Genomic DNA, 26,448 nt, shown 5'->3' with positions numbered 1-26,448 from the left:
GGGCTGTCGCCGCACTGAAGTTGCAAACTTCAGGTCATGGTAGGTCCAAGTCACAGACTTGAACCATGTAAAAGGGTTAAGAGGAAAACAGCCTTTGTTACATTCCCCTGTTCCAGTCTTTCCATCGAGCGCCTCGCTTTTGGCCATAGATAGGTAGAAGCTAAAAGGAACAGGCAGCTCAGGCCGAAAGGGCAGTGCGAGAGGGGAAGACGAGGCCTCGCGGACGTGAGCGCATATCACCGGAGATGAAACAACCCAGCATAAGGGCCTCGCATCAACCGCCAACCTCGCCAGCCACGGCAAAAGACGTGCACAACCACGCCAGCCTCTACTAACAGAAGCTAATAAGTTTTAAGGCTGTTTTACAAAAAGCAGCCTTAAACCATGATCTCTACTTAATTATAGGGTAGCGGGTAAAAGGCTTTGAAGGATCAAAGATCTTCCGATAAGTGATGTGCGTTTTGTAGATACGCGCCTCCAAGCCCCGCGTCACTAACATCATCTTCGGGTTAAAATCCCCCACCCAGTTCATCTCTATCTCTCTCGCTCCATAAGCATTCAACGGACCTTGGGCATGCACGATCATATAAGAGTCCACCCCTTTGGACTGGAATTCCGGAACCACACCAAAAATTACCCCGAACACCTTCTTATCTGTGCGTTGGTTGTACCGCCAGCGGTGATAAAGAAACTTCAACTTAGCAGGAAGGTCAAACTTGCCGTTGAGGTGCTTGAAAATCTGGTTCAGTTCTGGCAGCATGATGAAAAAGGCAATGGGTTTGCCTTCAAAGTACACAAAGCTGATCAACTCTTCCACCATGACAGGCTTCATGCTCTTCACCATCTTCAAGGCCTTCTCAAAGGTCATCTCATTAATGCCCGAGTGCCCGGCCCATGCTTTGTTGTATACCTCCAGAAAGTCTTGCGCCAGTTTTTCGAGGTTGTTTTTAGAAGGATGCCCAAAACTGTAACCCGGGGTCTCCTCCAAGGCTTTGGAGCGCTGTATGATCTTTTGGCTGAATTGTACGTGGGTATCCTGGTAGAACGTGTACTGCTTGAAATACACCTGAAAGCCATAGTTTTCAAACAGCTTCTGGTAATACGGAGCATGGTAGAACATACCGTAATTGGGTTCTGTGAAGCCCTGCACCAACAGTCCCCACCACTTGTCCCGCTCCCCAAAATTGATAGGCCCATCCATGGCTTCCATGCCTTGAGCATAAAGCCAGTTCTTGCAGGCATCAAACAAAGTATTGGCAGCAGCCTGGTCATTGGTGCATTCAAAGAAGCCCATGCCGCCAGTCACATATTCAGAAGCATTCTTAGTCTTGTTGTTCACAAAAGCAGCTACCCGACCGATAGTTTTTCCTTTGTGGTCCTGCAGAATCCACCGGATGACCGCGCCATTTCTGAAGTTAGGGTTCTGCTTCGGATTAAAAACCTGCTCAATGTCCTTATCAAGTGGACGGATCCAGTTGGGATGGTCTTGGTAGATAGTGGACGGAAGATCTAGAAAAGCTTTGACTGTAGCCGCGTCTTTAACTTCAAGTAAGTGCATAAAAGGATAGAGCTTAGAAAGGCAAAACTACGCAAATGCCTTGAAGCACCATAGCGACGCCCATTTCTGTTAGCCTAAGCGGCCCATTCGTGATTTGCCTGTGAGTTGAGAGCTATGCGCATGGCCTCATTGAAAGAGTACTTTCTATGATCAAACGGGCTGATGAATGCTTCTTCCATGACCAGCCAGGATATATCAAAGCCCAGGAAGTAGATGGGTTTAAAGCTAGATTGCCAGCCTTGGTTCAACAAAAGGTAAGTGTCTTCTTTCACGGTAGTAGTCCTCGGTTTTTCAATGCAAGTGAATACTCCCTGCCGGCTTAGTAAGGCAACGAGTATGAGGTACAACGCAAAAAGCAGATTCAGGTTTGTACCAAAACATGGATTTACCACTGTCTAAATGGATCCTTAGGGGGTGAGAGATAAGGTGGGAACTAAGGCTGAAACAAGTAAGGCTGACACAAGAATAGAAGAAAGCTACCCTGTCCAGAGAAGCTGAGAGTGTAACGGCAAAGAACCCTAGGGTAGCAACAGTTTGTAAGTTGTTTTTAGAAAACACCTTACAAACTGGATATCACAAGAAGTAATTGCGAGTACTAAGTACGATAGAAAACCGTGATGCAGAAGAGAATACTTGCCCATACCGGAGCAAGGTAGGGCAAGTCCTTTGCAGACGTGTTTAGGGACTGGTTTCTGAAAAGAAGCCGCAAACAATTTATGCATCTTTCTATCTTTAGGAGCTACTCTCAGAAAAGGAGTAGCCCATGTGGAGATAAACGTGGTAGACAAAAACGGCAACCTGGTGTACGGCGCTGATAATGAAATGACGGTTACCGTAGAAGGACCTGCCCAGCTGATTGGGATGGAGAACGGAAGCCATACCAGTCATGAGAACTATAAATCTGAGAAACGGAAAGTGCTGCATGGGAAACCGCTAGCCTACCTCCAGGCCACCCAGGAACCCGGCAAAGTTAAGGAAACCATCCTGTCTCCCGGGTTAACTCCCCAAACACTGGATCTTTTGGTAAAATAGGCTTAAAACAGAGTGTTAGAGGTAATCATCTCTTCTTTGGGTAAATGCTTGCTGAGCCCGGTTAAAGTAATTTAGGTAGATTCTGTCCATTTTGCACCACAAGAGGCTCTTTAATAGAGAGCAACAGGATATTGAAATACCCTTTTATTATTCATTTTTTATAAAGCTTACATGACACGCACGCGAAAGTTACTTACCCTTTGTTGCTTCTTCTTGTCACAGTATGTGGTGGCACGGCAGGCAGTCAATGAATGGGAAAACCCAAAGGTGTACGAGCGGAACAAGGAAAAGCCCCACGTGGGCTTCATGCTCTACGCCACTGCTGCGGACGCTCGTAAAAACGATTACAGTACGTCCCCCTATCATCAGTCACTTAACGGTACCTGGAAATTCTCCCTTGTGAAGTCGGTGGCGGAGCGGCCCATGGAATTCTACAAACTTGGTTTCGATGACAGCAAATGGTCCAACATCACAGTTCCTTCTAACTGGGAGTTACAGGGACATGACATTCCCATCTATACCAATGTGAAGTACCCTTTTCCGGCCAAACCACCTTACATAGACCAGGTGTATAACCCGGTAGGCACGTACCGCCGCACGTTCACTGTGCCGGCTGCCTGGAACGGACAGGAAGTGATGCTGAACTTCGGCTCTATCTCCGGCTACGGACGGGTGTTTGTGAACGGGCAGGAAGTGGGCATGACCAAGGCCTCCAAATCAACCGCTGAGTTTAACGTGACCAGATTCCTGAAACCAGGTGAAAACCAACTGGCAGTTCAGGTGATCCGCTGGCATGATGGCAGCTACCTGGAAGACCAGGATTTCTGGCGTTTGAGCGGCCTGGAGCGGGATGTGTACCTGCAGGCCCTGCCCAAAGTAACCGTTTGGGATTTCTTCCTGAAGCCTGATTTGGATGATACCTACAAAAACGGGTTGTTCTCAGCTGAAGTGGACCTGCGCAAGTTCTCCGGCAAAACCATTGAGAAAGCCACGGTGCTTTTGGAGCTGTTTGACAAAAACAACGCAAAAGCGTTCTCCCAGGAGAAGAGCATCGCTACCAAAGGAATCGGTAAGCTGCAGCTCAAATTCAACGGTACCCTCAACAATGTATTGACCTGGAACGCAGAGCATCCGAACCTGTATGACTGTGTAATCACTCTTAAAGACGCCAACGGCAAAACCATAGGGGTAACCGGCAGCAAAGTAGGTTTCCGGAAAGTGGAACTAAAAAACTCGCATATGCTGGTGAACGGCGTGCCTATCCTGATCAAAGGTGTAAACCGCCACGAACACGATGATGTGCATGGCCGCGCGGTGACCAAGGAGTCTATGTTGAAAGACATTGAGCTGATGAAACTTTACAACATCAACGCAGTGCGCACCAGCCATTACCCTAATGACCCGCTTTGGTACAAACTATGCGATGAGTATGGCCTGTACCTGGTAGACGAAGCCAACATTGAAACCCACGGCATGGGCGCCGAGTGGCAAGGCAAATTTGACAAAAGCAAGCACCCTGCTTACCTGCCAGAATGGGCACCAGCGCACCTAGACCGTATTGAGCGTCTGTTGGAGCGTGACAAAAACCACGCCTCGGTAATCATTTGGAGCATGGGTAATGAATGCGGCAACGGACCGGTATTCCATGATGCTTACAAGTGGATCAAAAGCCGCGACAACTCCCGCCTGGTGATGTTTGAACAGGCCGGCGAAGACTGGAACACTGACATCGTGGGACCTATGTACCCCGGCATCAACAGCATGAAATCGTACGCTGCCGCTAAAAAGGAACGTCCTTACATCATGTGTGAATACTCGCACGCCATGGGTAACAGCAACGGGAATTTTCAGGAATACTGGGATATTATCAACAGCAGCAAGCACATGCAAGGTGGTTTCATCTGGGACTGGGTGGACCAGGGCATCAAAACCAAAAACGACAAAGGAGAAGTGTTCTGGGCCTACGGGGGTGACCTGGGCAGCGGGCACCTGTACAACGACGAAAACTTCTGCGCCAACGGCGTGGTGTCCGCCAACCGTACACCTAAACCTGGGTTAAACGAGGTGAAAAAAGTGTACTCCGGTGTTCAGTTCAGCGCCAAAGACGCGCAGAAAGGAATAATCAATGTAACCAACCAATACGGCTTCACCAATCTGAACCAGTACGCGTTCAAGTGGCAACTGATCAAAAACGGAGTAGTGCAGAAAGAAGGTGATTTCGCCGTAACGGCCGCTCCGCTGCAACAAAAAGAAGTGACCTTGCCACTGCCTGCATTCACGGCCCAACCTGGTGAAGAGTATTTTGTGAACGTATTCGCCTACACTAAAAACGCCAGTGCGTTTGTGCCAGCCGGACATGAGGTAGCCCGTGATCAGTTTGCGGTAAACAAAGATGCGTATTTCACCAAGCTAACCCCTGAAGGCAAACTGAAGATCAAGACCAAAAAAGACAAGCTGAACTTTACCTCGGGAAGCGTGTCTGGTGAGTTTGACCTGAAAGAAGGGAAATTGACCTCGTTTAGCAAAAACGGCCAGAAAACGGTGGAGAAATTCCCTGAGCCTTACTTCTGGCGCGCCGCTACTGACAATGACTTCGGGAACAACATGCCGCAAAAACTGGCTGCCTGGCGTAATGCCCATCAGGAACTGAAACTGATAAACGTGCAGGTTGGGAAGAGGCTTGCGCAAGGTCAACCCATTAAAGTAACGTATGCGTTAACCGAGAAGAAGATCCCATACACCGTGGACTACCTCATCCAGAACGATGGTGCTGTGCAGGTAACCGCCTCCATGGACATGACCGGAATAGAGATGCCAGAGTTGCCGCGTTTCGGGATGCGCATGCAATTGGATGATAAATACGAGAACCTCCAGTACTACGGCCGTGGTCCTTGGGAAAACTACAGTGACCGGAAAGCCTCTTCTCTGGTGGGGCTGTATTCAGACAAAGTAGAAAACCAGTACTACCAGTTGTACATTAGACCACAGGAAAGCGGAAACAAAACTGATGTGCGCTGGGTGGAGCTCACCAACAATGCTGGCAATGGGATTGTGGTGGAAGGTCTTCAGCCAATCAACTTCACAGCCCTGAACTACACCGCTGAAGACATTGATGAAGGTCCAAAGAAGATCAACCGGCACCCGGTAGACCTGAAGGAACAAGACTTTGTGAGTCTGCACATAGACCTGAAGCAACGCGGTTTGGGAGGGGATGACAGCTGGGGCCGCTTGCCGCACGACCCATATAGACTGACTGAGAAAAAATACACCTATAGCTATCTCATCAGGCCGATCACCAAAGAGACTTCAAAACTTTCTAAGAACTAAGCAAGCCGCCCCAGATTCCGCTTGTTGAAAGTCTGGGGCGGTTTCTTTTAGAAGATGACTCTTCAAGTCTTGATTCTACGGTTTCGCTTAATCCAGCTACAAAGGAGCAGCTAGAAAGGAAAAGAACTAGAAGTGTTAATACATATCAGAGCATAAAAGAAATCTTTTAATACTTGGCTCCTGAAGGACTTTAGAAACTTAGTACTGAAGAGAAGTAGTATCCCTAAGGAACAAGGGTAACAGGTTCAAGGATGAAAAGCCCATTATTTGCAAAGTGCCTGTAAAACAAAAAAGCCTCACTGTGAAGTGAGGCTTTTAAGAAGTGGGACGTGCTGGATTCGAACCAGCGACCCTCTGCTTGTAAGGCAGATGCTCTGAACCAGCTGAGCTAACATCCCTTTTTGTTTTCCGTTGACCTTTTGTCCCCGTTTGATGATGCAAATATGGGGGATGTTTTTTTATCTACCAAATGCATTTTCGAAAAATATTTAAAATTTATGCAAAACCGTTTAATCATTGGAGGCCTTCCGGGAGAGCTGTATATTTAAAGCCTGGAAATCAGAAAGTTTGTGGGAAGTAAGAAAAAGTTGGTAAAATATTTTTTTTTCGCGGTAGCCGGAATTTTTTTGATCATGGCCTTGGCCGGAGGGTTGCTGTACGTTTATCAAGATAAAATCATCGGGCTTTTTGTGGCTGAAGCCAATCAGCACATCAAAACCAAGGTAGCGGTAGAGAAGATAGAAGTGACGTGGTGGGAGCAATTTCCGGAGGTGGCCATTAGGTTGCAGAATGTAGAGGTAACCGAAGCGGTGCCTGGCAGCAAGGCGCCACTGGCAAAACTGAAAAAGGTTTATGCCACCTTCCATCCTTGGGATCTATGGCGCAGCACCTACCGCATCAGGGAAATCCATTTAGAAGATGGGGAAGTGCAGGCCAGGGTGTTGCCCAACGGGAAAGTCAACTACCGTTTTTACCAAAGCGCAGACACAATCCAGAACGAGACCATGGGGTTTGACCTGCAGCACATCAGCCTCAAGAATGTGCACGTTGTGTACCAGGACGCACCCAGGCGGCAGAAATATGACGTACAGGCGCACGAGTTTACTGCGGCCCTGGAAATGGAAGGGCAGGTGCTGCAACTCAAAGCCAACGGAAACACCCACATCAAAACCATCAGAATAGGGGAGAATGAATTCCTGCGTGAGAAAGCTATAACGGTAGCCAGTAAACTAAGCATACATACCGGGCAGCATCTCATCGCCTTACAGCCTTCTGAGGTTCAGATTGGAAAGGCGGTGTACCAGCTGGGTGGCGAGATTGGGTATACAAATAAAATGCAGCTGGACCTTACCGTAAACGGCAAAAACACCGACGTGCAGTCTATTCTGGCTTTGCTTCCCCCGCGCTATTCTGATCGGTTGGGCCAATACCGGAGCAATGGGGACATCTATTTCAAAGGCAAGGTAAAAGGGGAAATGTCCTCTTCAAAGAACCCGTTCCTGGATGTTGAGTTCGGGGCCCGGGGAGCATCGTTGTACCACCCAGACTATAAAGGGAAAGTAGAGAAAGTAACTTTGGTGGGGCGCTTTACTAACGGGGCGCAGCGGAACAGCCAGACGTCGCTGCTGGAGTTGCGCAACATTAAAGGCACTTTGCACGGGAAACCTTTTAACGGAGAGGTAGTTTATAAGAACTTCTCTAATCCTAATTTGCAGCTCCAGCTCAATGCCCAGGTAGACCTGGCCCATGTTTTAGGGCTGTTTCCTTCAAAAGACCTTAAAAAGGGAAGCGGGCAGGCCCAGGTAAGGTTTGCCTTCTCCGGGAATCTGCACACTTTCAAGACAAACCCTAACAGTCCTGCCATTCAAGCCCACGGAGACGCTACCCTGCGGCAAGTGAGTTTGCTCTTTCGGCAGCACCCTATGACGTTCACTGGCCTCAATGGCACCCTTCTGCTCAACAAAAACAATGTTTCAGTTTCTAATTTTAAGGGACAGATGGGAGACACTGACATTCTGGTAAGCGGGCAGTTTAAGAATGCCTTGGCCTGGATATTATTTAGAGGGCAGAAACTCAGAATAGAGGCCGATGTTTCTTCCCGTTTCCTGAATATTGACCAGGTGTTGGCCGCCTCTTCAGGCAAAGCAGCAAGAACTCCCGGCAAGAAAGGAAGTGCTGGTTCATACGCTTTCAACATGCCGGCACAGCTGGAGCTGGAGCTCAATACCTCCTTAAACAGGCTGAAGTTCCGGCGGTTTAAAGGCAGGCAGTTGCATGGGCGCATCCAACTTAAAGACAAGGTGCTTTCCACATCCGGAATGGCCTTGCAAGCCGCTGGTGGAAGTTTCAGAATAAGGGGCAGCATGGATGCCCGCAGGCCCTTGATCAAGGTAACCTCCATCGCTAATTTGGACAACATCAACGTAGACAGCCTTTTCTATGTGTTTGAGGATTTTGGGCAGACCTTTATCATGCAGCGTCACCTGCGCGGAGAGCTAACCGCCCAGATTAATTCAGATACCTATCTGGATCATAACCTGTCGCCACGTACTGATCTGGTGCGGGCCGAGATCAAAACCATCCTCCGGAACGGACAACTCCTGGACTTTGCCCCTATGCAGAAACTCAGCCTGTTCGTGAAACGCAATGAGTTGTCTAACCTTCGGTTTTCTGAGATCAGAAACAACTTCTACATCCGGAACCGCATTGTCTACATTCCCGAGATGGAGATCAGGTCCAGTGCCACCCGCCTGTCTTCTATTACAGTCTCAGGCACGCACACATTTGACCAGGTAATGGACTACCACGTGCGCCTTCCCCTCAAAAGCCAGCGCCCTGACAAAGACGCGCGCTTTGGGGTAATCGCCACCAGTTCTACGGGCAATCCAAACCTTTTCCTCACCATCAAAGGCAAGGAGGGTAACTTCAAAGTGGCGTATGACCAGCAGAGGGTAAGGCAGAAAGTTGCCGCTGACCTAAGGCGAGAGAAGAAAGTCATCAAAGAAATCTTCCAGGGCAAGAGCCCAGAAAAAAAAGAAGCGAAAACCGTAAAGCCCTCTACTGTATTTTTTGATTTTTAAGGTTGAGAACGGGTTTGGTGTTTTAGAGCTGGTTTCTTGAAAATGGACTTAGAACACCACCTTCGTTGTAGAAGTTAAACTTTGGTGCTTTCCAGAAAACCTGTTGGAGACTGACTCTTCCAAGATTCGGTTAAATTTAGGAAAAAACTAAATCAGACAATCATATGGTGCTATTGCCGTGGGGCTTATCACGGCTTATGGTCTTGAGGAGTTAGGCTTTGTGCGCATCCACGCGGGCATATTTTAGTACAATCCGGCGTCTATGCACATCTTAACCAAAATGGGTATTCTAAAGACGGCATCTTCCGGAAGGCTGTCTACAAAAACGACCGAATTTGGAACGAGCACAGGTTCTCCATCACCAGATAAGGGCGTTAAAAGACATAACAACTTTAATTCTGTCAGGAACCGTTATCTATCTGGCAAGTCTTTTTATCTTGCTCTTTCCCAGTACCTCAATAAACTATGAGAAAGATACACCATCGGCTTTTGCCGTTTCTGTGGCTCGGGCTTTTCGCCTGCCAGACTAATTCCAATACCAACACTTCCCAAAACACCTCGGCGAACGCCAAAGTTTATTACCCCGAGAAAGGCGATAAATGGGAGCAGAGAACCCCCGAGCAGGTAGGCATGGACCCCGAACTGCTGTCACAGGCGGTTCTCTACGCCCAAGGTCAGGAAACCAAAATGCCGAAGGATTTCTCCACCCAGGAAGAAATCTTTGGGAAGTTGCTGGGACCAATTCCTAAAGACCGGGCGGGCACCAACGGCATCATCCTGCGGCACGGCTACATTGTGGCCGAGTGGGGCGATACCAAACGTGCAGATCCTACCTACAGCATTGCGAAGAGTTTTCTGTCTACCATTTTAGGTGTAACGGTGGACAAAGACCTGATTAAGGATGTGCATGATCCGGTAGCTAACTACATCAAAGACGGCGGCTATGACTCAGAGCACAACCGCAAAGTGACCTGGCACCACCACGCTCAGCAAACAAGCGAGTGGGAAGGCGAACTTTTCGGGAAGTCGCACACCTTTGTGGGTAAAGAGGAATTTGGCAACGGTGAACGCAAGCCTCGCGAACTCAAAGAACCGGGTACTTTCTATGAGTACAATGATGTGCGTATCAACCGCTTTTCTTTATCACTGCTGCGCCTCTGGAAAAAGCCCCTGCCCGAGGTTCTGAAAGAGCAGATCATGAACCCCATTGGCGCTTCTGATACGTGGCAGTACCTGCCTTACAAGAACTCCTACGTAGACGTGAACGGCAAACAGCTGCCCAGCGTGAGCGGCGGTACCCGTTGGGGCGGCGGCCTCTGGATCAACACCCGTGATGAGGCTCGCTTCGGGTATTTGTTCCTGCGGGAGGGCAAGTGGAAAAACAAGCAGATCGTGTCCAAAGAATGGGTGAAGAAAGCGACTACGCCTGGTCCGCACGGACCAGACTATGGGTACCTGTGGTGGCTGAACACGCAGAAAAAACAATGGCCTAGCGCCCCGGCTACTAGTTTTGCGGCATTAGGAGCCGGTTCCAACACTATCTGGGTAGACCCTGAGCATGATATAGTGGTGGTGTGGCGCTGGCACGGCACAAACGGAGACGAATTCTTCAAGCGCATTCTGGCTTCAGTAAAGAAGTAAGAAGAGCATAATTTCTAGTGGCGTTTAGGACCGGTTTTCAGAAAAACCGGCCCTAAACGCCAACTCGTTTTTAGCCGCGTCGTTTGTGTAATTCTACACCAACACACTGAAACTATGGCTGAAGAAAACACCACCCTTTTGAAAGATTACTCAGATCAGGAAAAGGGAGCTTACCTGGGCGCATTGGCCACCATTGCCTCGGCAGATGGGCATGTGTCTGAAGAAGAACTACAGTTTCTGCAACTCACCAGCGAAGCGGCAGAACTGCCCGAGAACCTCCAGCAGGAAATTATCTCCATCGCGAAAAATCCATCACAGATAAGCTTGCAACGGTGCCTTGACGTGCTCAAAGGCAGCCCCCTGCGCTTCTCTTTTGTCACCGACATCATCAGCTTCGCGAAGTCTGACGGGCAGTATACCCAAGATGAACAGCAGCGCATTGCCGAGGTAAGCAAATACCTGGGCATTGACCAAAAGCAGTTCAGCATCCTGGATCAGTTTGTAGACAAAGCCAACCAAGCCCAAGAGCAAGGCGAGGACCCTACCTCCCAATCGTTCCTGAACAAAAGCGGGTTTGGTGATATGTTCAAGAAATCTGGTATCTCGCCGGGCATGGTAACCGGTATGCTGGGCGTTTTAGCTCCTATTGTAATCAGCAGTATGATGAGCCGTCGGCGTGGCGGGTACGGACACGGCGGCATGATGGGCGGTGGAATGATGGGAGGCGGCCTAGGCGGATTGCTGGGTGGTCTGTTAGGCGGCGGAATGACGGGAGGCGGAATGAGCCGAAGAGGCATGTACGGCGGTGGCCGAATGGGCGGCTTAGGTTCTATGGCCTCTATTCTGGGCGGCTTAGGTGGCCGAAGGGGCTACGGTTCCGGAATGGGCGGCGGGGGCTTAGGTGGTTTGCTAGGCGGTATTTTGGGCGGTGGCCGCAGAGGCGGCTCAGGCTGGTAATAAACAACCCCTGTTTCAAGGCTGGTTTAGTAGAAACGGCCTTGAAACAGGGGTTAAATTCTAAGTTGGGTGCCCCGTTAGGAAAGTTGTTCCTCCTCCCGTTTCAAGTACAAGGTCTGGGTTGGGAAGGCGAACTCAGCGCCGTGCTTTTCCACAATCTCTACAATCTGGTAGTTGATTTCCTCTTTCACGTCTATGTACTGGTCATAATCAATGGTGTCAATGAAGTACAGCACCATGATGTCTTTGGAGTGCGAGCCCAAATTGAAGAACCGCACACGCCCGTCCTGGTTCGTGCGCGGATAAGCATCTATCAGGGCCTGAATATCGGCGACAATGGCTTTCAGTTGCTCTGAGGTGGTGTTATACGTTAAGGTCAAATCAAACTTTACCCGCCGGAAGGTGCGCAGTGTAAGGTTGTCCAGCGGTTTGTCAATCATGCTCTTGTTGGGCAGCGTCACGTAGCTTTTCTCCAGCGTCCTGATACGCGTACTCCTAAACCCTATCTTCTCAATAGTGCCGGTGATCTCCCCCACCTGCACTAAATCGCCTACCACAAACGGGTGGTCCAGGAAGATGGTGAACGAAGCCAATAAGTTTTCCAGGCTTTCCTTCGCGGCAAAGGCGATGGCCAAACCACCTACTCCCAAACCGGCTACCAAGCCTGCCACGTTTACCTTGAACACGGTGCCCAGAATCACGAAGAACCCGATGATGACAATGATCACCTTGGTGAAATCCACAAAGAACGGCACCAACTGATCATCCAGCTTAGAGAGTGTTCTGGCAGCTCTTTTGGAAAACATCATCCCGAAGAAGTCCACCAAACGCATGGTCACCCACGTAAGCGAGCAGATGAGGATAATGCTGTAGATGCGTTGAAGGATGCGTTTCAGGCCCAGTTCCCCTTTCCCGGGCAACCCTAATTCCGGCGGATAGTTCAGCTGTTCGAAGGCGATGTAGAGAAACACCAGGAATGTTATGACCCCCAGCGGCGTCACCAGCAGGCGCTTGAATTCATCCATGGTCACATCTTTGTTGATGCGCTTGATGATTCCGCGGAACAGAATGGTGGAAAATAGCCCCGACACCACAGTTTTAAACAGGAAGCCGCACAGCATGATACCTACAAAAATGAGGTATTGCTGCACCGTATTCCCCAGAAAGACAAAGCGTAAGATATCTGAAACTTGGTTCTGCATCGTTAATAGAATTGACCGCTTGCAACCAATGGCTTGGGCAGAGGGTCTTAAAGTAAATGAAAAGGCAAATCTATGAAACGAAAAATCTTATTCCAGCTTTTTGCCCTTGGGCTGTTCCTCACCTTCGGTGCCTGTCAGATTCCCAGCTCTGAAGCCGAGGAATTGGAGGAAAATCTCTCTGGCGGACAATGGTTAGCCTACAGCGAACTCCAGTGCAACAGCAATCCGTGGGGCTACTGCAACACCAATCCAGACACCAAGGTCTGCGTGAAAAAGTATGTACAGGACCAAGGATACACTGTGCTGGAAGTCACCATGATTCCGGCACCTAATGATCTAATTACCTGCGCCGCTTGCCAATGCCCCACCGGCCGGGTCTTCAAGGTAAGAGTGAATGAGGCTGATGTGGCAAAATTAGAGGCTGTGGGCTTCAAGAAGCAATAAGTTTTGGCAGCAGAGAAACTATAGCAGGCTTAGTCTTTTGACTGGCAGGCTTCTCATTCTAAAAAATAAACGCCTTTGCCGTTTTACTCTTGCTTTCTATAAACCAAGGGCAAAACGGCAAAGGCGTTTCAATGTATATGTCAAGCTTTATTTCTGTTAAGAAACAGGAGCTGGGTTCTTTTAGATTATAGCAATTGGCTTAAGGCTATCTCAAAGCATGTTTTGGCGATTTCGGTTTTCTGCGGATGCCGCTCATGGGCTTTCTCCAGCGCCTGCCGGATAGTCCGGGAAATATCAGAGAAGATGGCTTCATCAGTGATTTCCACATCCTGCTCCATGAGATAGGCAAATACCCGCGCCATGCCGCAGTTGGCCACAAAGTCTGGAATCACAGAAACCTGCTGGTCCGCAAACTCACCCGTTGCGCCAAAGAAGATTTCCGGATCTTTGAAGGGCACGTTGGCCCCGCTGGAAATCACTTCTAAACCTTGGCGCTGCATGCGCACTACCTGCTCTGTAGACACCAGCCTTGAAGCCGCCGCCGGAATGAAAATTTCAGAAGGCAGGTCCCAGATGCGGTTATCCACCTCTTCAAAAGAAAGCAGGTTGTCGGCCAACAAGGTGTTTCCTACCCGGTTTAAGAAAAGCTGAGTGATTTCTTCAAAGGAGAAGCCTTCTTCCTGAATCAATCCACCGGCCCGGTCAATGATGCCCACAATCTTCACCCCTTCAGAAGCCAGGTAATAAGCTGCCGCTGCGCCTACGTTTCCCCAACCTTGGATGATAGCCCGTTTGCCCTGCAGCTCACCGGCCCACAGCTCATAATAATGTGCCACTGCCTTGGCCACGCCATAGCCCGTGATCATGTCGGCTACGGTGTATTTCCGCGGTAGGGAAGGAGAATAATTCACGTCTTCCAGTACTTTGCTCACACCTTGGCGCAGCTGGCCCAGTTTATTAATTTTCTGCGGCTCGGTAGCTTTAAAGTGCCCATTCACGATGCCTTCCTGCGGATGCCACAGCCCGTATTCCTCAGTAATAGGAATTACCTCATGAATTTCGTCTATGTTTAGGTCGCCGCCAGTGCCATAATAGTTCTTGAGTAGCGGGAACACCACACGGTACCACCGTTCCAGCACACCTTGCTTTCTGGGGTCTGCCGGGTCAAAGTTGATCCCAGATTTCGCGCCGCCAATGGCTGGGCCAGACACGGTGAACTTCACTTCCATGGTTTTGGCCAAAGATTCAACCTCCCGTTTGTCTAAACCTTTGCGCATGCGCGTTCCGCCCCCGGCTGCCCCACCCCGCAAGGAATTAATTACTACCCAGCCCTCAGCCTCCGTTTCAGAATCTTTCCACTCAAAAACAATTTCAGGACGTTTGTTCTCAAATTTGGCGAGGAGGTCTTTCATAGTGGGGTGCAGTTGTCTTGATGTTTAGGCGCAAAGGTATAGGATAACGGTTGTTAGTTGTTAGGGGAGAACGGATTTTAAGCTTCTTCTGTATAAGATTGCTGGTCCTTTAGATAGTCTGCTTTCTGCGTAAACTCAAGAGCTTGATTGTTTCATCTTTGGCGATAAGCGCTCACGGCCGCGAGGCCCCGCCTTCCGCCCTCGCGCTGTGGCCTCTCGCCTGCCCCTTAGGGCTGCCGCTAACGCGGCACCGGGTCGAGTCCTAGGCGCTCAGACGAAAGGCTGGAAACGGATAGGCGTAGGCTTTGCTTTCTGAAAGAATATATGGTTCAAGTCTGCGACTTGGACTCACAATGACTGCAGTTTGCAACTGCAGTGAGGTAATAACCTCAAACACGATAGCTGGTATTCTCCCTTTGAAGGGAGCGTAGGTGGATGTTTACACCTGCAGATCCACACATCCACACATTGGAAGATCACACTTTAGAAGTGTCGGCTTCTTCTTCGTCAAACAACTTTCTCTGTTACCCAAAATGGCACCTTCTATTAAGTATGTATGATGCTAATAGGTGAATTTATAGATAGTTGAGAGACAATTTGTTCTATACTAGAACGTTCCTTTCTTACAGTTTCTTCAGACTATGTGCAAATGGTAAATGGCTGTTTGTGGCAGCAGGAAACCAAAAAGTAATTAGGGGAGGTGGGAAGACAGAAGGACTGCGGTTTAGGCGGTGCCTTTTTTTGCTTAGCTCATTGAGCATGATTGTGGCAGTTGAAATTCTATGTGGATGTTCAATGCCATGAAATTCTCCTATAAGTAAAACCTCCCATAAACTAGTTGCTGCTTAGTAGAATAGCTGCTTTTTGAGCTACGTAGGTAAGATTTTTTTTGGCCTTTTTGCCCTTTTAAATGCTCTCAGCGGCTGTTCTTATATATCTGTATATGGAACTGTTTCAGTATTAAGTATTTTATATATCCAATTATGTTCTTTATACGTAAATCTGCAATAAGCCAAGAAAGCTTAGCCTAACGGAGTGCCAGACATAATACCTATAACATGGTAAGTCGCCATGCGTTTAAGTAACGTAATGTTCATGTATGAAGTGAAGCGAGTTGAAGGGCGGGTTTAAAGGCGCGGTCGGAGCGTCTATTGTAGTACTGATTTTAGTGTGTCCTTATGAAAAGTTTATTATCCAGAGTAGAATCTAAGAAGATAGATAAGGCGGCGTCTATGCTTAAGGTGCTGGCGCATCCAAAAAGGTTGGCCATTGTGGATCTTCTGGGTAAGGAAGATAAAATGACGGTGACGGAGATTTACAATTATCTAGATCTTCCGCAGGCGATTGCCTCACAGCATTTGATCACGCTGAAAGACAAGGGCGTTCTCTCGTCTTTCAAGGTGGGCACCAAAATCTATTATTCCCTTTCTATCCCAAAGCTGATTGATGTGATAGACTGCCTGGAGGAGTGTTGCGGAGACCTGTAACATTCCTGCTTGCCTAGTTCCCCCATCAAGTAAGTACTCCCCGGAACCGTTTCTAGCCTGTTTTTCCGAAAGTAGGCCAGAAACGGTTTTTATTTTGCCCTTTGGTCACCTTTTTGATTGTTTCACCACTTTCCCCCTGAGCTTCACCCCATTTAGTTGCAGTGGTTAGAGAAGTTTTCTTGCTTTGGTTCAAATAACGCAATTAGCAATGAACCTTAAGAATCTCCCTCGTCTAAAAGTATGGCAACAAGCACTCCTTCATGCCTTTCTGGTGTGGTTCTTTTTCAATTTGTATGATACTGGAACTTACGCGTACCGGGTAGCTACAGAAGGCCATTTTCTTTTTATGGAGAATGGGGTTCCGTTAACGACCTGGAGCAGGTTTTTACATGCCAATTTCGATGTTGGGGGATTTGTTTTGGTCTTGATGCCATTTCTGGTAGAGGTAAATTACCATCTGAGATTCAAAAAGAAAGGTGTACTGGCATATGTAGTAGCTTCTATGCTGCTGGCTTTGGGATTGGTTATGGCTTTGATTTTTGTCTATTGGCAAGGGCCAGCTTCTTTTAGCTTACGGTTGAATGCAATGAATTTCATTGCGCCTTTTCTGCTGCTGCTGGCTTATTCTTTCTTTTACGCCTTGGTTCGTTATGCTTTCCTCCAAAAAGTGAGGCAAGTAGAAAGCAGGGGGCAACACACCCAAGCCGAACTAGATGCCCTCAAAGCCCAACTGAACCCACACTTCTTCTTCAACACGCTCAACAACCTCTACGGAACTGCTTTGCAGGAAAATGCCGTAGTAACTGCCCAAAGCGTGGAGCAATTGTCCGGCATTATGCGTTATGTGCTCACAGAAGCCCAGCAAAAAATAACTGACATATCTAATGAGATTCGTTTCTTAGAAGATTATTTACAGTTACAACAGATTAGACTACCAGAGCGGGAGAATATCAGGATACAGGCAAATCTGGACTTTGATGGAAAACTTGCGCTCATTGTACCGCTTCTGCTCATTCCTTTTGTGGAAAATGCCTTTAAATATGGCATTAGTGTAGACCGAGATTGCTATATTAGACTAATGCTTGAAGTTAAAAACCAACAATTAACCCTATCAGTCGAAAATCTTGTGTTCTCAGACAGGCAATTGGATCAAGGAGCGGGTACCGGTATTGCGCACGTACGCAAAAGGCTGGAGTTGCTTTATCCACAGCAGCATCAGTTAGAAATCATCCAAAACGGACAGTATAAAGTTAAACTGCAGCTGACCTTGAACTAAGTTGTCTTTCCTACTTATTTTTGAACTATGCTTTTGAACATAGTGACAACTCAGAGCAAATCTAGTAAGAAACCTTTCCATTTTATGAGTTAACAGTCAAGCGCTTTTTGGTGAACAGTTGGGTAAGTTATTGCCAAGAGTTGATCACCACCCATGGTGCGCGACCTTCCTGCAAGGTAATCTTTCACAAACAGATAGAAAAGCCGTTTTAGCCTTTACCTTATACTAACCTCATGCGGTGTATTGCCATAGATGATGAGCCCATTGCCTTGAGCGTAATCAAAGCTCATGCTCAAAAAGTGCCGTTTCTAAAACTGGAAGCAACATATGTTAGCGCAACAGAGGCCTTGGCGTACCTGCAACAGCGGCCTATAGATTTGGTTTTCCTGGATATCAAAATGCCAGATATAACCGGAGTGGAAGTGGCAAAGCTCATAGGCAAGCAGGCCAGCATCATTTCTACCACTGCTTTTTCTGAGTACGCCTTGCAGGGCTTTGAGCTGGCAGTTACTGATTATCTACTGAAGCCTATAACTTTTCCGCGCTTCCTGCAAGCGTGTACCCGAGCCCAGGAATGGAAGCAAAAAGGAGTAGAGAATGAGGCTCCTGAATTCTTATTTGTTAAGGTGAGCTATGACTGGGAACGAGTTAATCTAAGGCAACTACTTTACATAGAAGCTGATGATAATTACCTCACGTTCCATGAACCTCAGCGACGTATCTTATCCCGCATGACCCTGTCTGAAGCCCAAGAGAAACTTCCCGGCAATCGCTTTGTAAAAGTGCATCGTTCTTATTTAGTAGCCATGGATAAAATTGAGAAAATAGAGCGGCATCAAGTAACCCTAGGTGGCAAAGCTATCCCTGTTTCATCTGCCTTCCGGGATAATCTGCTACAACGATTACTCTAGAAAAACAAAGCTCTGCTTCTAACTTGTTTTCTCTTAAAACGTCTAGAAACGGAACGTAAATTACTCTTTATACTTCAACACTAACACCGCAGGCACTGGGCGTTGACCTTCCTTGTCAGAGGGCTTAATAGTGTCTTTGCCTTTCACGTAAAGCGCACTGGATCCGCCACCATCCAGGTTTAGGGCTTCTTTGCAGCCTAACTCTACCATCAGCTTTGCCAACTGATCTAAGCTGGCACCTTCGGCGATGCCTTTGTTGCGGCCTTCCACCATCAGGATGATGAATTTGTTATTTGGCTTGTAGCCCATCGCCGTACGTGGGTGCGGACCTCTGAATCCGGCACCGCCACGCATTTCTTCCTCAGCGGTGATGTGTACCTTGCCATCTTGCACCAATACCGGGCCGCCGCCCACTGCAACTTCTGGCTTCCAGCGTTTGATCCTTTTAACCGTGCGTTTGGAAGGCTCAGGAGCAGGTTGGCCATTCATATCAGAGTCATAGGGTGCCGCCAGTTCCATGGTCTTCTTCCTTTTGCCCACGTTGTAGGCCCAAGCCACATCTACGGTGCGGTTGCGGAAGAACCCGATGGCGCCGGTGGTAGGATGATAGGTGAGCGTATCTGTTCCTTTTGGGTTCTTGCGTTTCACAGAAGCTTGCGGCGCCAGCACTTTACCGTCATTGATGATCAAATTCAAATTGCTGTTGTCAGCGAAGGAAAAGAATGTGGTGTTGACCACCGCCAGTACGTTGCCTGCTTCTTTCTCATAATATTGCTGCGGGGTGTAGCGCTTGCCGTTGCCTACTCTGGTGAGCACCTCTAGTTTGAGGTCTTTTAGGTCAGCTTCCAGATAATAGGCTCTAACCGGTTTCCCGTCCAGAGAGTCTGAGGTAATGAACACTTTGACAGAGGTGGGTAGCCCTTCCTGGTGTTGCGCAGATGGGACCCAATTTACCTGGGCAAAACCGGAGAAGGAGAGAAGGGCAGCAGTGAGGGAGAAAAGCAGCTTTTTCATAAAGCCAATATAAACGAAAGCGGGACACTCTATAAAGAATGCCCCGCTCAATATGGGTGAAATAATAAAAACTTAATTAGGCGTGCGCCTCAGAAGACTGCTTCTCAAGATCGAACAAATCAGTAAGTACGTCAATCAGGGTTTCGGCTTCACCGCGTTTACAGGCGGCCTTGAGTTGCAGTACCGGAAGCTTGATGATCTTCTGCATCATGGACTTGGTCACGTCATCCATGTGTTTGGCTTCCTCTGGGGTGAGCTTCTTCATATAACGGGCCATCTCTTCCTGACGGATGGTTTCCAGCGCGTTTTTCAGTTTCTGGATGGTAGGCGACACGTTCATCTCCTTGCTCCAGTCCTCAAATCCGGCAATGGATTCCTTGATGATCTGCTTTACCTGCGGCACGGCATCTAAGCGGCGCTGCAGGGCTTCAGAGGCTTTGTTCTGGATGGTATCAATGTTGTACACCAACACTCCCGGAATCTGCTCTACCTGCGGCTCAACGCTGCGCGGCACGCTCAGGTCAATGAAGAATTTATACGTAAGCACGTTCAGGCGACTCACCATTTCTTTGGTGAAGAACGGCTCGTCGCGGGCCACGGAGGAGATAATCACATCGGCCTCCTTCATGGCTTCTACTAGGTTCTCAAACGGAACTACTTCCAGGCCACACTCCTCTGCCAGAATTTCGGCTTTGGCTTTGGTGCGGTTAGAAATCTTTACGTTCTGGAAATCTGAGTCAGACAGATGACGGCACACATCGGCACCAATCTCGCCCAAGCCCACCACCAATACTTTAGGGTTAGTGATGTCAGCAGTTAAGCTTTCTACTAGTTCCAACGCGGCATAAGACGTAGAGGCAGCTCCGTCACGGAACGAGGTCTCCTGTACTACGCGCTTATTAGTAAAGAAAATGGTGTGCAGCAGGCGGTGCAGGAACGGTCCGGCAGCCTCGTTGTCCACACTCCACTGGTAGGCTTGTTTTACCTGGTTGGAGATCTGCATGTCACCCACCACCTGCGCATCAAGGCCCATGGCCACGTTGAACAGGTGCTGAACAGCATCTGAATGCTCGTTCACAATGGTGAAATAGTCCAGATACTGGGAAATATTGGAAATGCCTTTGCTGATGCCCAACAGTTTCACGATTTCGTGGCTGTAGTCATCATCAGAAGTATAATAAACCTCCGTGCGGTTGCACGTGGAAAGCACTAAAATGTCAGTTGCCTGAATGAAATTTTTGAGCGTTTGCAGGAACTGTCGGCACGACCCCTCATCCAAGGCGATAAGCTCTCTTATGTCTAAGGGAGCTTTTTTATATGAAAGACTGACGGCTCTAAAGTTGTGAAGCATACGGCAGTTTTGAAATAGCATGCAAAATTACGGCGCGATCTTTTAAGAATGAATTACTTTCGTATCTTTCTTTTATTTATACTCATTACAAATTGCGGCGAACAGACGCTTCTTCTGCTATCTTCGTTTAGGGAGAACACAATCCCAAGACGGGCGTATCTGTTCTAGCGTTGCCTTTGTACATGATCCCAACCTCCATTTATTCTAAGAAATCCAGGTTAAAGCTCTTGATCATTGCGGTTGCCTTGTTCATTGGGGCAGCTACTGTGATTTACACAAACGTGTTAGTGGCTAAGCTGTCTGAGCGCGAGCAACAACTGATTGACCTGTACGCCAAAGGCTTACGCTATATGATCAATGCTGAAATTGACTCAGACAACCTGGTGTTTATTCAGGAAGAAATCATTGACGCGAACCGCTCAGTACCGGTGATACAGACCGACGAAAACGAGAACGTCATCGCTTATAAGAACCTTGATATACCCGAAAAGATTTCAGAAAAGCGCAAAAAAAGGCTTTTACAGCGGGAAATAGCCAAGATGAAAGCCCAGCACAAACCCATTGAGGTGTCTTACCAGCAGGAGTTCAAAAACTATATTTTCTACAAAGATTCTGAGCTGCTTACTCAACTACGCTACTACCCGTACGTGCAACTCACGGTTATTGCCTGCCTTTCAGTTATCGCCTATTATGCCTTCAGCTACTCGCGCAAAGCCGAGCAGAACCGCGTGTGGGTAGGTCTGGCCAAAGAAACCGCGCACCAGTTAGGCACGCCGCTCTCTTCGCTCATGGCCTGGTACGAGTACCTGAAGGGAAGCCCCAAGTTTGAGAACGAACCCATTATTGACGAGCTGGGCAAAGACGTAAAACGGCTGGAAATTATCACTGAGCGTTTCTCCAACATAGGCTCGGTGCCGGTGCTCAAGGATGAGCCACTCCTACAGGTGGTGGACAATGCCATTGGGTACCTGCGCAACCGGGTTTCCAGCAAAGTGGCCATTAACATAGAAACCGAATTTCCGCCAGAGACCACGGCCAAGGTAAATATCCCGCTTTTTGAATGGGTGATTGAGAACATCTGTAAAAACGCTGTTGACGCCATGGAAGGCAAGGGCAGTATCACGCTTCGGCTGGTGAAGTCCAATACCAAAGGCGCCATTGCGCTGGACATTCAGGACACAGGCAAAGGTATTCCTAAAACAAAGCAGGAAGAAGTATTCGTGCCCGGTTATACCACCAAAAAACGCGGTTGGGGTTTAGGGCTTGCATTGGCGAAACGCATCATTGAGAACTACCACCAGGGACGGCTTTATGTAAAATCCTCTGAGGTAGGGAAGGGTACTACGTTTAGGGTGGTGTTGAACAGGTAAGGTTTTTAGAGGCTGATTCTTGGAAAAGAAGCTAAAACGAAGTTAGCGGAAGAGGTTTCGTGCTTTGTAGTAAAAGCTTCGGGGAGAGTACCATTTGCTTTTGATTATATGTACTTCTCCCATCAGAGGCGTGTTGTCAATGGGTAAGAGCACAGTTGCATTAGGGCTATTTAAAAAATGGTTAAGCTGTATTTCCTGAGCTACATAGCCAATGTAAGAAAAGACAACGGTTGCTCTTTCTAGTGATATAGAGCTAGGAATTTGTAAGGAGAAAGTGCCTTTTGCGTCAACAGGTGCGCCAAGAGTGGTGCCTTTAAGAACCACAGCAGCACCACTCACAGGAGCTTTGGTATTCCCATCTAGTACTTTACCAGTAATAGTTAAAGTACTATCTTTTAATGAAGTTAAATCAAAGCCATAAATTGACAGTTCTTCTCCCCAAGGTTTAACTTGCTGTTCAACCAAAGAATCAACCTTATACCTTCCATCTGCATTTTTTGGACTTAACAAAACGGCTAATCCGAAAATAGCTGCCTTCCATGTCCACCGGCTCTTTGAGGCCGAGACAGATACAAACTCTCTTCCTAATTGCTTTTGGCTAAACCGACCACATGTGCCGGCCTTTTGTTTCGTCAACCAATCCACTACTTCTGCACCAGACATCCTTGTAAAATCCACCACTGTTTTAGAGCAGTTTTGGCAGAAACGGCCCTGATGCTGAGGCGTCATGGCGGTCCAGTCTTCAGGGCAAGGCTGGGGCACAGAAACGGTGAGGCGGCGGGTAGGCATGTGGCGGAGGTTTGTCTAAATATACGTAGGGCTCGGAGCATTCAGAATATTTTCCTTAACTTTTACCCTGAATTTCTATATAGAACAGAACAAGTGAGTCTAAAAAGTCTTTTTCGCCGCAAGAGTTTAACCACCATTTTGCATACCCCGCCCGCTGATGTGGCTGCCCACGTTGGGTCAGTAGATGAGGGGTTAGAGCGTAATTTAACGGTCAGAGATTTAACTTCCTTAGGAATAGCCGCCATTATTGGAGCCGGTATTTTCAGTACCATCGGGAACGCAAGTTACGAGGGAGGGCCGGCAGTGTCTATGCTGTTTGTGTTCACGGCCATAGCGTGTGCATTTTCGGCGTTGTGCTACGCCCAGTTTGCTGCCACTATTCCGGTAAGCGGCTCGGCTTATACGTACGCCTATACCTCTTTCGGAGAATTGGCCGCTTGGATCATTGGCTGGGCCTTGATCATGGAATACACCGTAGGAAACATTGTGGTGGCTATTTCCTGGAGCGATTACTTTACAGGGCTCATGAGCGGCATAGGGTTTGACATTCCGGTCTGGCTCACTATGGGTACCCAGAGTGCGCACAAAGGGTACGGTGAAGTGTTGGCGCTCCTGCAAGCCGGAAAACCACTTTCGGCGGCAGATCCAGTGCAGTTGGAGGCTTACAATACCTGGCTTTCGGCCCCAGATTTTCTGGGCGGGAAACTAGTGGTGGATTTGCCGGCGTTCATGATCAATGCCGTCATTACTGCTTTGGTGTACATTGGTATAAAAGAGTCTAAAAACGCCTCTAACCTGCTGGTGGTGTTGAAGATGATTGTGGTACTGGTAGTGATAGCCGTGGGTGCTTTTTACGTGAATCCAGCCAACTGGAGCCCTTTCGCCCCAAATGGAATAGGCGGGGTGTTGAAAGGGGTGTCAGCGGTATTCTTCGCCTATATTGGGTTTGATGCCATTAGCACCACCGCTGAGGAATGTAAGAACCCGCAGCGTGACTTGCCCCGGGCTATGATTTACGCGCTCATCATCTGTACCATTCTATATGTAATCATCACGCTGGTATTAAACGGAATGGTGTCGTACAAGGAGCTGGCGGTAGGTGACCCTTTAGCGTACGTTTTCACGAAAGTAGGCGTAGACTGGCTGGCCGGCATTGTAGCAGTGAGCGCGATCTTCGCGATGGCTTCGGTTCTATTGGTATTCCAGATTGGGCAACCCCGTATCTGGATGACCATGTCGCGTGATGGGTTATTGCCTCCTATTTTCTCCAGAGTACACCCGCGTTTCAGGACTCCTTCTTTCTCTACGCTGGTAACCGGGTTTTTTGTAGGTGTGCCTGCCTTGCTCCTGAACATGGACCTGGTAATTGACCTGACTAGTATTGGAACCCTCTTTGCGTTCGCCCTTGTATGTGGTGGTATTCTGATCATTGACCCGCATGGTACTTCCGATGCTCGTTTTAAGGTGCCTTATCTGAATGGGAAGTTTCTGGTGCCGTTGATTTTAATTATTTCCGGTGTTTTGGTGATGCTCTATAACCGCGTAGCCATAGATGAATTTTGGGGTGCTGTAGCCGGAAACGGAGGCTATGAGGAGTTCCGCCATCAGATTCCTATGTTGGTGTTCCTGATTTCCTGTGTTTTGATGGCCTGGGTTTCCTTCAGAAAGAATTTGTCTCTTCTGCCGGTCTTAGGGCTGTTAACCAATCTGTATCTCATGACCCAATTAGGGGTGAATAACTGGCTGCTTTTCACGGTTTGGCTGCTGATTGGTTTAGCTATCTACTTTGGTTACAGCTTTAAACATAGTAAGTTGGCTTTAAAAAGATAGGATTTGAAGTGCTAACACGTACTTGGGAGAGACGCAACTACGGTAAATATTAAAAAAGGTTTAAATTATTTTACTTTTTCTTCTTTTGGTAGTAACTTACCTGTACTTAAGGCAGGCGGGCAGAAGTGCGCCTGTAAACTTTATAAGTATTTGGTAAGCTATGGTCTTGGTGGAGAGAGAAGTTAGAGAGGTACTGGAAAGCAATCTGCAGCTGAAGTACCGTAAGGATCTGGATATTTTGTATCTACGTTGGTTTCGCGTTCCAGATTCTGAGCAGCTACGCCAAGGATATCTTTTAGCATTTGAGTTAGCCAAAGAAGTAAAGAGTGCCTATTGGCTGTTTGACCTGCGAAGCCGGGGGCAGTTATCTCCAGAAGATGAAGCTTGGATGCTGCAGACTTTTTTCCCTAAAGTAGAAGAAGAGCTAGGGCATAAAAACTACTTTTCGAACCTGGTTACCCCTTCCCACTATTCCTACATCAAAGAGTGCATAGGGATTGACTATCTCCAAAACTTCAGTGAGCAAAGTAAATTAGGCGTTTTTGTGTCTGAGCAGGACGCTGTTGCCTGGCTTCTGAAAAGCCGCGCCGATCGGTAATCTTCCCGTAGTTATTTGGCTCTGTTCACTAGCAAAACTCCTCCCAGAATAATCGCCATGCCTATGTAGTGCGTCAAATGGATGGTTTCTCCATCGGCCACGCCCCAAATTAAGGCCACAATAGGCATCAAGTAGGTAGAAGTACTCGCGAAAAGCGTATTGGTCATATGGATGAGCTTGTTGTAGAATACCAGCCCTATTGCTGTGCTGAACACAGCCAGTAAGGTGATATAGCCTAAAGCCTCCCAGGCTGCAGGCTGCGTAGCCAACTTGTCCAGCGCAGGAGTGGTGCAGAGATACGCAAAAGCAATAGGGCCCACTGTCAATAAAGCCAGGCTAGCCATGGTCAGAGGCTTGATGCCCGCCAAACAATGTTTGATGATATTCAAACTTCCGCCGTACAGCACCGTGGCTAACACCACGTACAAGCCGTAGAAAGAGTTAGACGAGGTCTCCTGCGCAATGCCTGAGAAGATCAAAACGGCCGTTCCACTTATTCCAATCAAGATACCCAATACCCGCAGGAGGGTAATTTTCTGCTGAAAAAAGATGGCGCCAATAATGAGCGTGAACAACGCCGTCAACGAGTTCAGTACACCTGCCAAACCACTTGCCAGCTTCGTCTCAGCGTACGCGAAAAGAAACGCTGGTATCAGATTGCCAATCAATCCGCTCAAGAGCAGAAACTTCCATTGCCCTGGTTTGGGTGCTTTAAACCCTTTCAGAGCAAAAGGCAGCAGCGCCAGAGTGGCAATCGATATCCGGATAGCTCCTAACTCATCAGATGAAAATACTTCCAGCCCTTTCTTGATCAGAATAAACGAGGTACCCCAAATAAGCGCCAAGCCAATCAGAATCACCCACGCGAGCGCAGGAGTAGAGGCAGCAGGATTGTTAACAGTAGGGGAAGTAGTATGAGTAGACACAGAAGTAGCTCGAAAATGAAGGCGCAAAGATAGCGGATGTCTAATCGTTTTTGTGCTGTTTTGTCTAAAACGGGTTTCAAACGGTAATGGCACAGACACTCGTAGGACCTTCGGACACTACGAGGTCTTTTGAAAGAGCGGGTATTGCAATGGTAGGCGGAACCCACCCCTACCCCTCCGAGGAGGGGAGTACCCTGAGAGGGAGAAAGCAATGCGTGTAAGAGACAAGGCAGTGCCTGGTCT

General features: G+C 48.2%; 20 protein-coding genes and 1 tRNA gene. 12 read left to right on the top strand and 9 right to left on the bottom strand.

Annotation, left to right across the window (positions count from 1 at the left end):
* Nucleotides 1-391 precede the first annotated feature (391 nt).
* On the bottom strand, nt 392-1,558 hold the full coding sequence (locus tag DC20_RS07615; protein WP_062543277.1) for a hypothetical protein: 1,167 nt from the start codon (nt 1,556-1,558) through the stop codon (nt 392-394).
* Nucleotides 1,559-1,632: 74 nt separating this feature from the next.
* Nucleotides 1,633-1,830: a hypothetical protein gene (locus tag DC20_RS07610; RefSeq protein ID WP_062543276.1), complete on the bottom strand. Its 198-nt coding sequence runs from the start codon at nt 1,828-1,830 to the stop codon at nt 1,633-1,635.
* Nucleotides 1,831-2,323: 493 nt separating this feature from the next.
* Between DC20_RS07610 and DC20_RS07605 the strand changes: the two genes are divergently transcribed.
* Nucleotides 2,324-2,590 carry a hypothetical protein gene (locus DC20_RS07605; RefSeq protein WP_062543275.1) on the top strand — a complete coding sequence of 89 codons (267 nt, stop codon included), beginning with the start codon at nt 2,324-2,326 and terminating at the stop codon, nt 2,588-2,590.
* Between the two features lie 171 nt (nt 2,591-2,761).
* Nucleotides 2,762-5,917, top strand: a complete 3,156-nt coding sequence (locus DC20_RS07600) for a glycoside hydrolase family 2 TIM barrel-domain containing protein (RefSeq protein WP_062543274.1) — start codon at nt 2,762-2,764, stop codon at nt 5,915-5,917.
* A gap of 323 nt (nt 5,918-6,240) precedes the next feature.
* On the opposite strand, the gene DC20_RS07595 is transcribed toward DC20_RS07600, so the two are convergent.
* Nucleotides 6,241-6,315 (bottom strand) — tRNA-Val (locus DC20_RS07595).
* 189 nt (nt 6,316-6,504) lie between these two features.
* Between DC20_RS07595 and DC20_RS07590 the strand changes: the two genes are divergently transcribed.
* The 3 genes from DC20_RS07590 to DC20_RS23555 all read left to right on the top strand — a co-directional run bounded on the left by DC20_RS07590 (nt 6,505) and on the right by DC20_RS23555 (nt 11,595).
* Entirely contained in the window at nt 6,505-8,997 is a 2,493-nt protein-coding gene (locus DC20_RS07590; protein ID WP_157593089.1) for an AsmA-like C-terminal region-containing protein, read from the top strand.
* 465 nt (nt 8,998-9,462) lie between these two features.
* Nucleotides 9,463-10,638 (top strand): serine hydrolase domain-containing protein, encoded by a 1,176-nt coding sequence (locus DC20_RS07585; RefSeq protein WP_062543272.1) that lies wholly within the window; start codon nt 9,463-9,465, stop codon nt 10,636-10,638.
* A gap of 114 nt (nt 10,639-10,752) precedes the next feature.
* Nucleotides 10,753-11,595 (top strand): tellurite resistance TerB family protein, encoded by an 843-nt coding sequence (locus DC20_RS23555; RefSeq protein WP_062543271.1) that lies wholly within the window; start codon nt 10,753-10,755, stop codon nt 11,593-11,595.
* Nucleotides 11,596-11,672: 77 nt separating this feature from the next.
* Here DC20_RS23555 and DC20_RS07575 read toward each other — a convergent pair whose 3' ends face one another.
* Nucleotides 11,673-12,797 carry a mechanosensitive ion channel family protein gene (locus DC20_RS07575; RefSeq protein ID WP_062543270.1) on the bottom strand — a complete coding sequence of 375 codons (1,125 nt, stop codon included), beginning with the start codon at nt 12,795-12,797 and terminating at the stop codon, nt 11,673-11,675.
* Between the two features lie 72 nt (nt 12,798-12,869).
* On the opposite strand from DC20_RS07575, the gene DC20_RS07570 reads away from it, so the two are divergent.
* Nucleotides 12,870-13,241, top strand: coding sequence for a hypothetical protein (locus DC20_RS07570; RefSeq protein ID WP_062543269.1), 372 nt, complete (start codon nt 12,870-12,872; stop codon nt 13,239-13,241).
* Nucleotides 13,242-13,426: 185 nt separating this feature from the next.
* On the opposite strand, the gene DC20_RS07565 is transcribed toward DC20_RS07570, so the two are convergent.
* Nucleotides 13,427-14,653, bottom strand: a complete 1,227-nt coding sequence (locus DC20_RS07565) for a Glu/Leu/Phe/Val dehydrogenase dimerization domain-containing protein (RefSeq protein WP_062543268.1) — start codon at nt 14,651-14,653, stop codon at nt 13,427-13,429.
* A gap of 1,178 nt (nt 14,654-15,831) precedes the next feature.
* On the opposite strand from DC20_RS07565, the gene DC20_RS07560 reads away from it, so the two are divergent.
* The 3 genes from DC20_RS07560 (at nt 15,832) to DC20_RS07550 (ending at nt 18,327) form a co-directional block, all read left to right on the top strand.
* Complete coding sequence (locus DC20_RS07560) at nt 15,832-16,140, top strand: ArsR/SmtB family transcription factor (RefSeq protein ID WP_048921996.1); 309 nt, start codon at nt 15,832-15,834, stop codon at nt 16,138-16,140.
* A gap of 208 nt (nt 16,141-16,348) precedes the next feature.
* Complete coding sequence (locus DC20_RS07555; RefSeq protein ID WP_062543267.1) at nt 16,349-17,416, top strand: sensor histidine kinase; 1,068 nt, start codon at nt 16,349-16,351, stop codon at nt 17,414-17,416.
* Between the two features lie 233 nt (nt 17,417-17,649).
* On the top strand, nt 17,650-18,327 hold the full coding sequence (locus tag DC20_RS07550; protein WP_062543266.1) for a LytR/AlgR family response regulator transcription factor: 678 nt from the start codon (nt 17,650-17,652) through the stop codon (nt 18,325-18,327).
* Between the two features lie 60 nt (nt 18,328-18,387).
* On the opposite strand, the gene DC20_RS07545 is transcribed toward DC20_RS07550, so the two are convergent.
* Together DC20_RS07545 and hemA are read right to left on the bottom strand one after the other, a co-directional pair.
* Nucleotides 18,388-19,341 (bottom strand): phosphodiester glycosidase family protein, encoded by a 954-nt coding sequence (locus DC20_RS07545; RefSeq protein WP_062543265.1) that lies wholly within the window; start codon nt 19,339-19,341, stop codon nt 18,388-18,390.
* Nucleotides 19,342-19,417: 76 nt separating this feature from the next.
* Complete coding sequence (gene hemA, locus DC20_RS07540; RefSeq protein ID WP_062543264.1) at nt 19,418-20,692, bottom strand: glutamyl-tRNA reductase; 1,275 nt, start codon at nt 20,690-20,692, stop codon at nt 19,418-19,420.
* Between the two features lie 182 nt (nt 20,693-20,874).
* On the opposite strand from hemA, the gene DC20_RS07535 reads away from it, so the two are divergent.
* Nucleotides 20,875-22,062 carry a sensor histidine kinase gene (locus tag DC20_RS07535; RefSeq protein WP_062545864.1) on the top strand — a complete coding sequence of 396 codons (1,188 nt, stop codon included), beginning with the start codon at nt 20,875-20,877 and terminating at the stop codon, nt 22,060-22,062.
* A 42-nt stretch (nt 22,063-22,104) separates the two neighbouring features.
* Here DC20_RS07535 and DC20_RS07530 read toward each other — a convergent pair whose 3' ends face one another.
* Nucleotides 22,105-22,851, bottom strand: coding sequence for a carboxypeptidase-like regulatory domain-containing protein (locus DC20_RS07530; protein WP_083470430.1), 747 nt, complete (start codon nt 22,849-22,851; stop codon nt 22,105-22,107).
* A 138-nt stretch (nt 22,852-22,989) separates the two neighbouring features.
* Here DC20_RS07530 and DC20_RS07525 point away from each other — a divergent pair, with 138 nt between their 5' ends.
* Both DC20_RS07525 and DC20_RS07520 read left to right on the top strand, forming a co-directional pair.
* Entirely contained in the window at nt 22,990-24,681 is a 1,692-nt protein-coding gene (locus DC20_RS07525) for an amino acid permease (protein ID WP_245652317.1), read from the top strand.
* Between the two features lie 166 nt (nt 24,682-24,847).
* Complete coding sequence (locus tag DC20_RS07520) at nt 24,848-25,279, top strand: hypothetical protein (protein WP_157593088.1); 432 nt, start codon at nt 24,848-24,850, stop codon at nt 25,277-25,279.
* An 11-nt stretch (nt 25,280-25,290) separates the two neighbouring features.
* Here the strand turns inward: DC20_RS07520 and DC20_RS07515 are convergent, their stop codons facing one another.
* On the bottom strand, nt 25,291-26,205 hold the full coding sequence (locus DC20_RS07515) for a DMT family transporter (protein WP_083470428.1): 915 nt from the start codon (nt 26,203-26,205) through the stop codon (nt 25,291-25,293).
* Between the last annotated feature and the right edge of the window lie 243 nt (nt 26,206-26,448).

Source organism: Rufibacter tibetensis (genome assembly GCF_001310085.1).
In the GTDB taxonomy this organism is placed as follows: domain Bacteria; phylum Bacteroidota; class Bacteroidia; order Cytophagales; family Hymenobacteraceae; genus Nibribacter; species Nibribacter tibetensis.
Note: the sequence above shows the minus strand (reverse complement) of the source record. Positions and strands in the feature narration are given on the sequence as shown.